The organism is Pantoea sp. X-Soil-ISGK-421, from assembly GCF_059730785.1.
In genome coordinates this window covers 2,921,234-2,935,308 of record NZ_AP035979.1, presented here as the reverse complement: position 1 = coordinate 2,935,308, position 14,075 = coordinate 2,921,234, and the positions used below count along the sequence as shown (strand labels likewise).

The window sequence follows — 14,075 nt, the reverse complement described above, 5'->3', positions numbered from 1 at the left end:
CAATGAGTTATTCAGTTAAGCGCTCGACGCTGGCAACGGTAGTGGGCCTTTCCACCCTGATGCTGCTAACAGCGTGTTCCAACGATCAGCGTTATAAGCGCCAGGTCAGCGGTGATGAATCTTACCTGCAGGCGCCTGATCTGCATGATTTAAAAGCCCCAGCGGGCATGATTCTGCCGTTGCAGAATGGTGATTACGATGTTCCGCATAGCGTGGCGAAAGGCGCGGTAGGCAAAGAGCTGGATATTCGTCCGCCAGCCCAGCCGCTGGCCCTGCTGAACGGCACGCGCGCGCAGTTCACCGGCAATACCGGCGTGCTGGCAGTAGAAAGCAGCCGTGGTTCTATCTGGTCGCAAGTGGTAGGTGTCATTCAGTCTTACAAGTTCCCGATTGCCCAGCGTGATGACGCTTCGCAACAGCTGACCACCGATTGGGTGCAGTGGAACCGTGCTGACGAAGATAACCAGTACCGCGGTCGCTATCAGATTAGCGTGCAGAATCAGAGCTACCAGCAAGTGCTGACGGTACGTTTGCTCGAATTGCAGCAATCAGGTCAAGCCGTTACCTCTCCGGCGCAGATTCAACGCTATACCGGTCAGATGTTGAACGATATCAGCACCGGTCTGGATAAAGTGGATTCTGCCAGCCAGGCTGCAGCGGCGAGCCGCGCTACTGGACAGATTGATGTGCAGAGCGGCGCGGATGACACCGGTTTACCGCTGTTGATTCTGCGTGCACCGTTTAACGTCACCTGGCAGCGTTTGCCAGCGGCGCTGAAACGCGTGGGCATGGAAGTGACAGACGACAACCGTTCGCAGGGCAGCCTGAAAGTCACTTATAAACAGCCGGGCAGCGGCGTATGGGATGAGATCGGTGCCAAAGATCCAGAACTACCAAACGGCGATTACAAATTGCAGGTTGGCGATCTGGATAACCGCAGCAGTCTGCAGTTCATCGATCCGAAAGGTCACGTGCTAACCCAGACGCAGAACGATGCGCTGGTGCAGGTGATTCAAGGCGCACTGAAATAAATTGCCAAAGGGCCGGAGATTTCCGGCCTTTTTGTTTTGATTTGGCATATACACAAACCCTCCAAGCTGCAGATGCGTTTGCCGCCTTCCTGTATCTCGAATGATTTTGTGTATAATAGCGCCCGGCGAAGTAAACGATTGCGTCATGCAGTCGGTGCGCGGTAAAACACCGCTGAACACGGGTTCTTTCATGTTTGGAGTTAACAAGATGCAAAAGCGAGCTGAGTTGTATCGCGGTAAAGCGAAAACCGTATACAGCACCGATAATCCGGATCTGCTGATACTTGAATTCCGCAACGATACGTCAGCAGGAGACGGTGCACGAATCGAGCAGTTTGATCGCAAAGGAATGGTAAACAACAAGTTTAACCATTTCATCATGACCAAATTGCAGGAAGCGGGCATTCCGACCCAGATGGAAGCGCTGCTGTCGGATAACGAAGCGCTGGTGAAAAAGCTGGAGATGGTGCCGGTGGAGTGCGTGGTACGCAACCGTGCGGCAGGATCGCTGGTAAAACGTCTGGGCGTGGAAGAGGGCATTGTGCTCAATCCACCGCTGTTTGATCTCTTCCTGAAAGATGACGCCAAACACGACCCAATGGTGAACGAATCCTATTGCGAAACTTTCGGCTGGGTAAGTAAAGCGAACCTGGCGCGCATGCAAGAGCTGACCTTTAAAGCCAATGATGTGCTGAGCAAGCTGTTTGATGACGCAGGTTTGATCCTGGTCGACTTCAAGCTGGAATTTGGTCTGTTCAACGGCGAAGTGGTGCTGGGCGATGAGTTCTCGCCAGATGGCGCGCGTCTGTGGGACAAAAACACCATGGACAAAATGGACAAAGACCGTTTCCGTCAGAGCCTCGGCGGCCTGGTTGAAGCGTACGAAGAAGTCGCACAGCGTTTGGGTGTGAAGCTGGATTAAATCTGTCCATCTATCTTGTAGGGTCGTCATTTATGACGACCTTTTTTTATGCCCGTAATAGAGGTCGTCATTAATGACGACCCTACGGTGTTATGTAACCACAATGCTGGTGCTTCCTGCTGCCGCCAACTAAAATCATGCCAAATCATGTTTAAAGGAGTAGGCCATGCGCTGGCAAGGGCGTCGTGAAAGCGACAATGTAGAAGATCGACGCAATGATTCACCGGGCCTTGGCGGCGGCGGTGGACGGCAAATCCGCATTCCACGCGGCAAAGGCGGCCTCATCTTGCTGGTGGTGGTCGCCGTTGCAGGCTACTACGGCTACGACCTCACCGCACTGCTGGAAGGCGGCGGGGGTGTCGCGCCAACTTCGCAGCAGCGTCAGGTGAACACCGCGCAGAGTAATGAAGATGCCAAATTCACCTCAGTGATTCTGGCGACCACGGAAGATACCTGGAGCAAGCTGTTCCAGCAGATGAACAAACAGTACGTGCCACCGAAACTGGTGATGTATCGCGGTGCAACGCGCACCAACTGCGGCACCGGACAATCGGCGATGGGACCGTTTTACTGTCCTGCCGATCAAACCGTGTATATCGATTTGTCGTTTTACGATGATATGAAAACCAAACTCGGCGCGGGCGGTGATTTTGCCCAAGGCTATGTGATCGCCCACGAAGTAGGGCATCACGTACAAAAACTGCTGGGCATCGAGCCAAAAGTACGCCAGATGCAACAGGGCGCGAGCCAGGCGCAGGTGAACCAGCTGTCGGTGAAAATGGAGCTGCAGGCGGACTGCTTCGCCGGCGTTTGGGGCCATTACATGGAACAGCAAAACATTCTGGAGGTGGGCGATCTGCAGGAAGCGCTCAATGCGGCGGAAGCGATTGGCGATGATCGTCTGCAGCAGAAAGGTCAGGGCCGCGTGGTGCCGGACAGCTTCACGCACGGCACCTCTCAGCAGCGTTATACCTGGCTGAAGCGCGGTTTCGATAGCGGCGATCCCGGCCAGTGCAATACTTTTGCTAGCAAGTGATCTCTTTGATTGAACAGACGGCGGCGATGCAGCGTGCAGGCATTCGCCGCCTTTGCGTTGTCGCGGGGGAGGCCAATTGGGCGCTGCAGCAAGCCACACGTTGGCACACTGCGCTGCCTGGCGACTGGCTGACGGTGAGTGACAGCGCAGATTTCCCACGTGCGGTCGCACCCTCGGCCTTACGTACCTTGCTGGGGCGTGAATTCCAGCATGCGATATTCGATGCCCGCAGCGGTTTTCACGCCGATGCCTTCGCGGCGCTGGCCGGCACCTTACGCGCGGGCAGTTGGTTATTCCTGTTAACGCCTGATTGGGAAAGCTGGCCCAGGCAAACCGATGCCGACAGCCTGCGCTGGGCGGATGTCGCCGAGCCGATCGCGACACCACATTTTATCCATCATCTGCAATCGCTAATGCTGCAAGACTCGCAGGTGATGTTGCTGCGTCAGCAGCAAGCTGTTCGCAATCCCGTGGAAACGCATCTGCCCGATTGGTGCTGCCGGGCGCCGCAGCAGCAAACGCAAATACTTGAACAGCTCGCAGCGATGCCGCAAGGCGTTGCGATAATTACCGCTGCGCGCGGCCGCGGCAAGTCCGCGTTGGCCGGCATGCTGGCGCGGCGTAATCAGCACTGTTTAGTCACGGCACCGGCCAAAGTCTCCACGGCAGTTTTGGCGGCGTTTGCCGGTGAGCATTTCAGTTTCATGGCACCCGATGCCATTCTCGCGCAGGAACAGGTACCACAGCCGCAGTGGCTGATCGTTGATGAAGCGGCTGCTATTCCCTCGCCCGTCCTGCAACAACTGGTGCAACGTTTCCCGCGCGTGCTGCTTACCACCACCGTGCAAGGGTACGAAGGTACCGGACGCGGCTTTATGCTGCGCTTTTGCGCCACCTTGCCCGATGTGCGCTACTTCCAGCTCGATGAGCCGTTGCGCTGGTCGCCGAACGATCCGCTCGAGCAGTGGCTCAGCCAGGCATTGCTGTTTGAAGATGCGCAGGAGAGCCGCGTAAGCAGTGAGATCGCGATTTATCCGGCAACGCCTGAGCATAATTTACCGGCGCTGGAAGCGGGTTATCGGCTGCTCGCCAGTGCGCACTATCGCACATCACCTCTGGATTTACGGCGTATGCTGGATGCGCCCGGCATGCGCTTCTGGTTGGCGGGTGAATCTGAACAGATAACCGGCGCGCTATGGCTGGTGGAAGAGGGCGGATTGGACCCGACATTGGCCCACGCGGTGTGGGCCGGTCATCGCCGTCCGCGTGGCAATCTGGTGGCGCAATCGCTGGCGGCACATGCCGGTTTCGTCGAGGCGGCGACGCTGCGCTCACTGCGTATGAGTCGGATTGCGGTGCAGGCTGCACAGCGCCTGCGTGGTATCGGCAAAGCGCTGGTGGCAACGGCGCATCAGCAGGCGCAGGGCTGGGATTATCTCTCCGTCAGTTTCGGCTATACCGAATCCTTGTGGCACTTCTGGCGCGCCTGCGGTTTTACGCTGGTGCGCATCGGCTCGCAACGTGAAGCCAGCAGTGGCTGTTATGCCGCGATGGCGATGCTGGCAATATCTGCGGAAGGTGAAGCGTTACAACAGCAGGCAGCACAGCGCCTGGCACGTGATTGGCGGTGGCTGCAAGATATCATTGAGCTGCCGTTAGCGCTGGCCAGCGATGCCAGCCAGCAGCTAAATGACGAGGATTTAACGCTGCTGGTCGGTTTTGCCTGGGCGCAACGTCCCTTCGAAGCCAGCTACGCGGTGTTACAGCGCCTGGTGCGCCAATCTCCTTCACCGTTGTTGAACGCCATCCTGCTACAAAAACAGACGCTGACGAGCGCAGCGCAAAATGCCGGTCTCAGCGGGCGTAAAGCCTTGATGCACCAGCTGCGATCGGAGGCTGCCGCAGCACTGGTTCATTTCGATCCCGATGCGGCACAGCGGCTCCGCTCATTGCAATAAATGCATTATCTCGTTCAAATTTTCCCGATATCTCTGTGCCAGCAGCGGCGTATAGTGATTTGAGGAGGATCTTATGGCACTACGATATGTAATTGTTCAGCAACCCAGCAGTGCGGCGCAGCTGTTCCTGCTGTATCACGGCGTAAACGATAATCCGGATTCGATGGCGCAGATTGGCAGCTGGTTCGCGAAAGCGTTTCCGCAAGCGCTGGTGATTTCGGTTGGCGCACCTTACGCCGGCAGCTTGCCGCAAGGTCGTCAATGGTTTGCCGATATTCCGGCGCACGATCGTTCTGAGCAGCAGGGCGTGGATGCGATAATGCCAGAATTCGTGGAATCGGTACGCCACTGGCAGCAGGAGAGCGGCGTGCGCGCAGAAGCCACTGCGCTGGTCGGCTTTTCGCAGGGCGGTACCATGGTGTTGGAAGGCATGAAAGCGCAGCCGGATCTGGCGGGACGCGCAATTGTGTTTAGCAGCCGCTATGCCACGCTGCCGCTGCGCGCCACCACGCGCAACACCATCCATCTGATTCACGGTGATGACGACGAACAGATTCCGCTGCAGCATGCGCAAGAGGCGAGGCAACGTCTGCTGTCATTGGGCGGCGATGTGACGCTGGATGTGGTCGAAGATTTACCGCACGCGATAGACGATCGCAGCATGGAGCTGGCGCTGAATCATCTGCGTTATACCGTGCCGCGTCGTTACTTCGATGAAGCGCTGAGCGGCGCCAGGCCCGGCGATGATGATGTAGTGATGATGATGTAGCGGCAAAACGTAAGGGACGCATTCATGCGTCCCTTGAATGGGTCGCCATAAATTACGACCCTACAGAATGGATTTTAACTCGCGTTATTTCTTCTTAGGCCAATCCTCTTCGTCATCCCATTTATCGTTAAAGTCACGATGTGGCGGCAACGTCGGTTTGTTGTCCATGAATTTTTTATGGTCGATACGTTTTAGGTCTTTATAAACGTTCATTAAAATACCAACCATCAGCAGGATCACCAGGATCCACCAGTACTCTTTAAAGAATTCCATCCCCTTTCTCCTTCTGCGCGCTTAGGCGATCAGCTGTTCCATGATGCGCTGATACATACGGCTCAGCATTTGCAAATCTGACGCTTTCACGCACTCATTGATCTTATGAATGGTGGCGTTCACCGGGCCGAGCTCCACCACTTGTGCACCCATACGCGCAATAAAGCGCCCATCGGAGGTGCCGCCGGTGGTGAGCAACTGCGGCTTAATCTCATTATAGTGCGCCACAGCGTTCACCACGGCATCAACCAGCTTGCCGCGTGAAGTCAGGAACGGTTGACCGGAAACATTCCACTCCAGCGTATAGCGCAGCTGATGACGATCGAGCAGTTCAGCGACGCGATCTTTGATCATCTGATCGGTCAACTGTGTGCTGAAACGGAAGTTGAACTGCACAAAGAATTCGCCAGGAATCACATTATTACTGCCGGTACCGGCCTGCACATTGGCGATCTGCATGCTGGTCGGCGGGAAGAATTCATTGCCTTCATCCCACACCGTTTCTACCAGCTCATTTAGCGCTGGCATGGCGCGATGCACAGGATTATCCGCCAGATGCGGATAGGCTACATGGCCTTGTACGCCGTGAAGAGTCAGATTGGCGGTCATCGAACCACGACGGCCATTCTTCACCACGTCGCCAACGATTTCGGTGCTTGACGGTTCGCCAACCAGGCAATAATCCATGCGTTCGTTGCGCGCCATCAGGCGCTCAACCACTTTCACCGTACCGTTAACCGCGCTGGCTTCTTCATCAGAGGTAATCAGGAATGCCAGACGACCTTTATGCTGCGGATTGGCGGCAACAAAGCGCTCGGCTGCCACCACCATCGCCGCCAGCGAGCCTTTCATGTCAGCGGCACCGCGGCCAAACAGCATGCCGTCGCGGATGCTTGGTTCAAATGGCGGGCTGATCCAGCGATTGGCGTCGCCAGGCGGTACCACATCGGTATGACCGGCAAACGCCAGCGTCTCGCCCTGGCCGCGCGTGGCCCAAAAGTTCAGCGTATCGCCAATATGCATCGGCTCGACAGTGAAGCCGATGGCTTCCAGGCGCGTAATCAGCAGCGCCTGACAACCGGCATCATCCGGGCTGAGAGACGGGCGACGGATAAGCTGCTGAGCCAGCTCAATAACCGGACAGAACATGTTATGACTTCTCCTGGATAAAGGCGGAATAAAGGGAATCGTTGAAGCCGACCAGCAGATCGCCATTCGGCGCGGCCAGTACAGGGCGTTTGATGATAGCCGGCTGCGCGAGCATGACCGCTTTAGCGCTGGCCGCATCGGTTACCGCCGCGCGTTCCTCATCCGGCAGCTTGCGCCAGGTGGTGCCGCGCGTGTTGAGCAGTGCCTCATAACCGAGCTGATCAATGAAAGATTGCAGCAGCACGTCCTCAATGCCATCCACGCGATAATCATGAAAACGATAGTCAATGCCGGAAGCTGCTAAAGCGTTGCGTGCTTTTTTAATCGTGTCGCAATTTTTAATTCCGTACATCACCCACTGCGCTGTCATCGCTTATTCCCGTTTTATAAAAAAATAAAGCGCGAGTTTACCACAGCGCTCTAAGGGCTGTGAGCGCTGGCGGCGAAAGCCTGGCTTATTCACGTTTTTTCATGACGAATTTGCCGTTATAAATTTTATTACTTAGGACCGGGAAACGCTTTCACTTAAGCATCGAATTATTGCCAGCGGCATCATCAGGCCACTAAGGATTATCCTAAGTGCCAATTTCTGCTACCCGATTTAAGGTTGGCTTTTTTCCTGACGCATTATAGGGTTGCTGAAATGTGCGTCAGTACGCAATTTCAGTAAATTACAGTTTTCGACTACTTTTGCCGATAGTGATAACAGGTGGAAACGTATTCACCTGTAGAAAAAAACGGCGTAGAATTGCCGCTACAATAAGAGAGGGTTTTATGGTCGACACCGAAATGGGAAACTGGAAAGAATTCATCGAAGCGATGTTACGTAAGTAACGCGTGAAGAGAAAAGCAGGGCATTTCCCAACTTGCTGTAATTCTTACCACACACAACAATAAAGCCGCCTGGCATGCTATGGCGGCTTTTTTATTACGTCGTCACCGCGGCTTTAAAACGGTCGCCATAAATGGCGACCCTACATTCTTTCATATTGCACGGTGCGGAATGGCAGGTTAATCGTGCGGCTTCTCCTTCAGCGGGAAGCGGCGACGCACCACCACAAAGAACAGCGGGACGAAGAAGATCGCCAGCACGGTGGCCGAGATCATCCCGCCCATCACGCCAGTGCCCACCGCGTGCTGGCTGCCGGAACCGGCGCCGCTGCTGATGGCCATTGGCAGCACGCCGAAGATAAATGCCAGTGAGGTCATCAATATCGGGCGCAGACGCTGACGAGAGGCTTCCAGCGTCGATTCCAGCAGTTCGCGACCTTTGCTGTTGATCTCATTGGCAAACTCCACAATCAAAATGGCATTCTTCGCCGACAACCCGATTACCGTTAGCAAGCCAACCTGGAAATAGACATCGTTTTCCAGCCCGCGCATCCAGGTTGCCACCAGCGCGCCGACTACACCGAGTGGCACCACCAGCATTACGGAGAACGGAATTGACCAGCTCTCGTACAATGCCGCGAGGCACAGGAACACCACCAGCAGCGAAATGGCGTACAGCGCCGGCGCCTGCGAACCGGACAAGCGCTCCTGATAAGATGCACCAGTCCACTGGAAGCCGACGCCAAGCGGCAGTTGCCCCACCAGTTTTTCCATCACATCCATCGCCGTACCGCTGCTGACACCGTTCGCCGCTTCACCCACAATCTCCAGTGCAGAGTAACCGTTATAACGCTCCAGACGCGGTGAACCGGTTTGCCAGTGACTGGTGGCGAACGCGGAGAACGGCACCATACCGCCGCTGTTGTTGCGCACGTACCATTTATTCACGTCTTCCGGCAGCATGCGGAATGCGGCGGCAGCCTGTACGTAGACTTTCTTGACGCGGCCGCGATCGAGGAAGTCATTGACGTAGGTTGAGCCCCACGCGGTGGTTAAGGTGTCATTGATGGTATCCAGCGACACCCCAAGTGCCTGTGCTTTGCGCTGATCGACATCAATCTGCAACTGCGGACTGTCGTCGAGGCCGTTGTGACGCACGCGCGACAGCGCCGGATTGCTGTCAGCCAGCTCCAGTAATTTATCGCGCATCGCCATTAATTGCGTATGGCCGATGCCGCCGTGATCCTGCAGCTCCATATCGAAGCCCGACGAGCTGCCCATGCCGGTAATCGCTGGTGGACTGCTGGCGATAACGCGCGCTTCGTTGATCTTATGGAAGGCTTTGGTCGCGCGCTCAATGATAGCGAAGGAGGTGCGATCACTGCCCGGACGCGCTTCCCAATCTTTCAGGCGCACGAACAGACGCGCCACGTTCTGCCCGTTGCCGCCGGGGCCAGCACCGATAGTAGAGAATACCGAGACCACATTGTCTTTCTCCTGGGTCATATAGTAATTCTCGACCTTCGCCACCACGTCCGAGGTTTGTTGCAGCGTTGAGCCGGCGGGTAGTTGCACCTGCGTCAGGAACACGCCGCGATCCTCCAGCGGCAGGAACGAAGTGGGCAGACGGATAAACAGGAACGCCATCAGGCCGATAATGGCGAGATAGAGCAGCAGCCAGCGGCCGCCTTTGCGTAAAATTTTGGCGACGCCACGTTCATAGCGTTCGGCGCTGGCGTTGAAGGTACGGTTAAACCAGCCGAAGAAACCACGACGGCCGTGATGATGTCCTTGCTCCAGCGGTTTCAGCAGCGTGGAACAGAGCGCGGGCGTCAGAATCATCGCGACTAATACTGAAAGCACCATTGCCGAAACGATAGTGATCGAGAACTGACGATAAATGGCACCGACGGTGCCGCCGAAGAAGGCCATCGGCACAAACACCGCCGACAGTACCAGCGCAATGCCGACCAGCGCGCCCTGAATCTGGCCCATCGATTTGCGCGTGGCAGCGCGCGGCGACAAACCTTCCTCACTCATAATGCGCTCGACGTTTTCTACCACCACGATGGCGTCATCCACGAGCAAGCCGATGGCGAGCACCATGGCGAACATCGTTAAGGTGTTGATGCTGTAGCCAAAGGCATACAGCACTGCAAAGGTGCCGAGCAGCACCACCGGCACCGCAATGGTCGGAATCAGCGTGGCACGGAAGTTTTGCAGGAACAGATACATCACCAGGAACACCAGCAGGATCGCTTCCAGCAGGGTTTTCACCACGTCTTTAATCGAGGCCTTAACGAACGGCGTGGTTTCATAGGCGACTTTGGCTTCCAGCCCGTGCGGGAAATAGTGCGACAGCTCAGCAATTCGCGCACGCACCAGTTTGTCGGTGTTCATCTCATTGGCGCCGGAAGCCAGCTTAATGCCGAGCCCGGAGGCCGCCTGGCCATTGTAGCGGCTGAGGAAGTCATATTTTTCCGCGCCCATCGCGACATCCGCCACATCGCCAAGCGTCACCACCGAGCCGTCGCTGTTGGTTTTCAGCGTCACTGCTTTGAACTGCTCGGGGGTTTGCAGCATTGACTGCGCATTCACCGTGGCGTTAAGCGCTTGCTTGTCCACCGACGGTAATCCACCCACTTGACCGACCGCCACTTGGGCGTTCTGCGATTCAATGGCGCTGACCACGTCTTCGGTGGTCAGCGCGTAGGCAATCAGCTTGTTGGGATCGAGCCAGATGCGCATAGCATATTGCGAGCCGTAAGCATCAACCTGGCCGACGCCATCAATACGGCTGAGCGGATCCTGAATGTTACTGGCGACATAATCTGAAATATCCTGTTTGTCCATACTGCCGTCGGTCGAGACAAAGGCAATCATCAGGATATTGCTATCACCGGTTTTATTAACCGTCACGCCTTGTGACTGTACCGCAGCGGGCAATTTACGCAGCGCACTCTGCAGCTGGTTTTGCACCTGCTGGCGCGCTTCATCGGGATTGGTGCCAGCGGTAAAGGTGAGGGTGATTTGTGCCTGGCCGGTATTACTGCTGTTGGAGGACATGTACATCAAATTATCGATGCCGGTCATGTTCTGTTCGATAACCTGCGTAACGGTATTCTCCAGCGTTTCCGCGGATGCGCCGGGATAATTGGCGGTGATACGTACGTTAGGCGGCGCGAGGTCAGGATACTGCTCAATCGGTAGCGAGATGATCGCCAGCGTGCCGCATAGGCAGAGCAGAATAGACAGCACCCAGGCAAAAATAGGGCGGTCGATAAAAAAATTCGACATGGAACCGACACTCCTCAACTGCGTATTTTTTACTTTTATTATGATGAGCGCGATGCGCGGACGGCGTCACGCTGGCGGAGTGCAAGGTGCTCTCTCGAAAACTCCTGCTGCCGTTACTCTACGCGGCACAAATTAGAGAATCGTGAGTAAATTATGGAGAAAGTGTAAATATGGTGTCGGTTTTTTGTGCGCCACTACACATGACGGCTCTCTAGCCACAACACCGTGGCGGCAACGCGCGAACGTACATCCAACTTGCGCAGCAGATTACGAATGTGCACTTTTACCGTCTCTTCAGAGATATGCAAGGTGGCGGCGATCTCTTTATTAGATAAGCCGCGCGCCACTTCCTGCAGCACATCCAGTTCACGTTCGGTCAGCTGTTTGAACGGATTCGACGTCGGCTGACGCGTAGCGAGATAATGGCTCACCGCTTCGCTAAACACGTTTTCACCCTTAGCGCCGCGCATCACTTGCGCGAGCAGCAGTTCGGGTTCGCTGTCTTTCAGCAGGTAGCCGTCGGCACCCGCATCCACCATCGCATAAATATCATTGCGCGCGTCGGAAACGGTTAACACCAGAATGCGCGCGGCGATGCCTTCGTTGCGCAGCGCTTTTAGCGTATCCAGCCCGGACATGCCTTTCATGTTGAGATCCAGCAGGATGACATCTGGCGACAAACGACGCGCTTCAGCCAGCGCTTCGGTGCCGTTATTGGCTTCGGCCACCACTTCCAGCCGAGGCTCCAGTGCCAGCAACTGGCGAATGCCACGGCGCATCAGCGGATGATCGTCAACAATCATAAGGGTTAGGGTTGGGTTAGCCATAACATCTCCAGTATCAAATTTCGTAAGGGCGCCATTTATGGCGTAATGCCGCTCACTTAGGCAATTAATTGCGTATCTATGCAGGTGCGCATGAATGCGCACCCTACGAAAATCCAGCGCAATAAATGTAGGGGCGCCATTTATGGCGACCTCATGTGCATTGTTAATTCAGCCGATGTACCGGGCGGGGCGGAAAACGCAGCGTGACGCGCGTCCCTTGCGCCTGCGGGGTAATCAAAATCGTCCCGGAGAGCCGCGCGGCACGTTCCGCCATAATAGTCAGACCGTAATGTCCCGGTGGCTCTTCGAGGCTGCTAATACCACAGCCATCGTCTTCGATTGTCAGCAAGTGGTCCTCATCAGCGACACGCTGATAGTGAATCTGAATATTCTGCGCCTGCGCATGGCGAATCGCGTTGAGTAACGCTTCGCGCGCAATCTGCAGCACATGTACTTGCTGCTGGGCATCCAGCATCTGCAGACCAGGCTGATAATTGAAGTCGATTGCCGCCTGCGACTGCTCCTGCAGCGGCGCAATCATCGCCTGCATCGCCTGCACCAAATCGGCCTGTTCAATAGTCAGGCGGAAGGTGGTCAACAGTTCACGCAGTTGCTGATACGCTTCGGCCAGCGCGCGATCAAAGTCAGCGATAATCGCCAGCGCCTGCGGTTGCGATTCATCGACATTCCGTCGTAACAGCGTCAGCTGAATGCGCAGGAAAGAGAGCGACTGCGCCAGCGAATCGTGCAGTTCACGCGCAATGGTGGCGCGCTCTTCTATTAATAGCATCTGCTGATACTGCTTTTGCGTCTGCCAAATCCACAGGGCGCGCGCCAGCATATTCGCCAGGCTCTGCATCAGTTCGTCGGCAGGCGGTGCGCGGCGAGTTTGCCAGCTTAGCTCGCCCAGTTGCTGCTCTTCCTGCATCAACGGCAAACGCTGCCAGTTCACATCATCCGCCGCCACACCGGCCTGAAACTCAATACCCTCGCTGGCAATGTGCAAAACCGTCAGCGCTTCGCGCTGCTGTACCAGACGCAGCAATCCCTGAAACAGTTCGGGATTGGGCGGGCTGCTGGTGAGAATTTGTGAGCTTTCATACAGCAGGGATAGCGTGCGATTGGCTTGAGTGAGATCTTCAGTTTTCTCGCGCACCGCGCACTCCAGCAGGCGATAATGCGAATGCAGCCGTTCTGCCATGGTAGTAAAGGCTTGCGCCAGCACACCGAGTTCGTTCGGCTGTTGCACCGGCAACGGTGGAAAAGCGAAATTTGCCTGCTCAACGTATTGGCTGGCGGTCACCAGCGCGTTGAGCGGTCGCACCACGTTGCGGCGGATAAAAAGAATGGTCCACAGCGCCAGCGCCACGATCGCCAGAAAACCAAACAGACTGCTGGCGGCCACCAGATGCATTTTCAGCTCGGCGTAATGTTGCAATGCCAGCACAAAGCGGTCGATCTCGCTGACGTAACCCGCGACGCGTTGCTGGTAGATTTGTGCCCGTTCGGGCTGCAGAGTCTCTTGCAGCATTGGCCAGCTGTCACGCAGATAGCGATAGCGGCTGCTCACTTCAACCGGCACCCACACCCGCTCCAGATGCTGCAGCGCCGGCGATTCCAGCGTTTGCCGGTAGAGCTGCATATGATGTTCCAACTGCTGTGGATCGCGCGTGCTGTCCCACGCCAGACGATAGATTTGCATGCGCAAAGAGCCAGCGACATTCACCGCTTCGGCATCGCGCAGGCTGCTGGAGAGCGTCATCAACGCCAGCCCGGTGGTCAACAGCGACAGCAGCACGATCGCACTGAGTGCGCGAGCAATGGTGCGCGTAACGGGACGTTTCACAATCACAGTAATAACCCTTTTAAGAGCGGGGATTATAAGGCAGCCGTGTGCTTACGGCGAGTTAGATCTCGTCACATCAAGTTACTTTTAACAGAGAAATCCATTTCCCTTTACCTTTCCCTAAATAACCCGTGAT

The 14,075-nt window shown here is 55.9% G+C and carries 12 protein-coding genes; 6 read left to right on the top strand and 6 right to left on the bottom strand.

Annotation, left to right across the window (positions count from 1 at the left end; all coding sequences use genetic code 11):
• Positions 1–2 precede the first annotated feature (2 nt).
• The 5 genes from bamC to ypfH all read left to right on the top strand — a co-directional run bounded on the left by bamC (position 3) and on the right by ypfH (position 5,716).
• Positions 3–1,031 (top strand): outer membrane protein assembly factor BamC, encoded by a 1,029-nt coding sequence (gene bamC, locus AC6I8K_RS13660; protein ID WP_064739516.1) that lies wholly within the window; start codon positions 3–5, stop codon positions 1,029–1,031.
• 208 nt (positions 1,032–1,239) lie between these two features.
• Positions 1,240–1,953 carry a phosphoribosylaminoimidazolesuccinocarboxamide synthase gene (purC, locus tag AC6I8K_RS13655; protein WP_064739684.1) on the top strand — a complete coding sequence of 238 codons (714 nt, stop codon included), beginning with the start codon at positions 1,240–1,242 and terminating at the stop codon, positions 1,951–1,953.
• Between the two features lie 166 nt (positions 1,954–2,119).
• Positions 2,120–2,989, top strand: coding sequence for a KPN_02809 family neutral zinc metallopeptidase (gene ypfJ / locus AC6I8K_RS13650; protein WP_483815946.1), 870 nt, complete (start codon positions 2,120–2,122; stop codon positions 2,987–2,989).
• Entirely contained in the window at positions 2,989–4,947 is a 1,959-nt protein-coding gene (locus AC6I8K_RS13645; RefSeq protein WP_497827250.1) for a tRNA(Met) cytidine acetyltransferase TmcA, read from the top strand. The genes ypfJ and AC6I8K_RS13645 overlap by 1 nt, the downstream gene beginning before the upstream one ends.
• A gap of 73 nt (positions 4,948–5,020) precedes the next feature.
• Positions 5,021–5,716 carry an esterase gene (gene ypfH / locus AC6I8K_RS13640; RefSeq protein WP_497826898.1) on the top strand — a complete coding sequence of 232 codons (696 nt, stop codon included), beginning with the start codon at positions 5,021–5,023 and terminating at the stop codon, positions 5,714–5,716.
• Between the two features lie 84 nt (positions 5,717–5,800).
• Here the strand turns inward: ypfH and AC6I8K_RS13635 are convergent, their stop codons facing one another.
• From AC6I8K_RS13635 to AC6I8K_RS13625, 3 genes are read right to left on the bottom strand one after another with little or no spacing between them, the layout of a single operon-like run.
• A complete protein-coding gene (locus tag AC6I8K_RS13635; protein WP_007884817.1) occupies positions 5,801–5,989 on the bottom strand; it encodes a YpfN family protein in 189 nt (62 codons plus the stop codon).
• Between the two features lie 21 nt (positions 5,990–6,010).
• Positions 6,011–7,138 (bottom strand): succinyl-diaminopimelate desuccinylase, encoded by a 1,128-nt coding sequence (dapE, locus tag AC6I8K_RS13630; protein ID WP_222233788.1) that lies wholly within the window; start codon positions 7,136–7,138, stop codon positions 6,011–6,013.
• Position 7,139: 1 nt separating this feature from the next.
• On the bottom strand, positions 7,140–7,508 hold the full coding sequence (locus tag AC6I8K_RS13625; protein WP_497826897.1) for an ArsC family reductase: 369 nt from the start codon (positions 7,506–7,508) through the stop codon (positions 7,140–7,142).
• A 404-nt stretch (positions 7,509–7,912) separates the two neighbouring features.
• Between AC6I8K_RS13625 and ypfM the strand changes: the two genes are divergently transcribed.
• Positions 7,913–7,972 carry a protein YpfM gene (gene ypfM, locus AC6I8K_RS13620; RefSeq protein ID WP_137386901.1) on the top strand — a complete coding sequence of 20 codons (60 nt, stop codon included), beginning with the start codon at positions 7,913–7,915 and terminating at the stop codon, positions 7,970–7,972.
• A gap of 177 nt (positions 7,973–8,149) precedes the next feature.
• On the opposite strand, the gene acrD is transcribed toward ypfM, so the two are convergent.
• From acrD to narQ, 3 genes are all read right to left on the bottom strand, one after another.
• Positions 8,150–11,266 (bottom strand): multidrug efflux RND transporter permease AcrD, encoded by a 3,117-nt coding sequence (gene acrD / locus AC6I8K_RS13615; protein WP_483815942.1) that lies wholly within the window; start codon positions 11,264–11,266, stop codon positions 8,150–8,152.
• A gap of 194 nt (positions 11,267–11,460) precedes the next feature.
• A complete protein-coding gene (locus AC6I8K_RS13610) occupies positions 11,461–12,093 on the bottom strand; it encodes a response regulator (protein WP_064739510.1) in 633 nt (210 codons plus the stop codon).
• A gap of 163 nt (positions 12,094–12,256) precedes the next feature.
• On the bottom strand, positions 12,257–13,945 hold the full coding sequence (gene narQ / locus AC6I8K_RS13605) for a nitrate/nitrite two-component system sensor histidine kinase NarQ (protein WP_483817860.1): 1,689 nt from the start codon (positions 13,943–13,945) through the stop codon (positions 12,257–12,259).
• Positions 13,946–14,075: the final 130 nt, after the last annotated feature.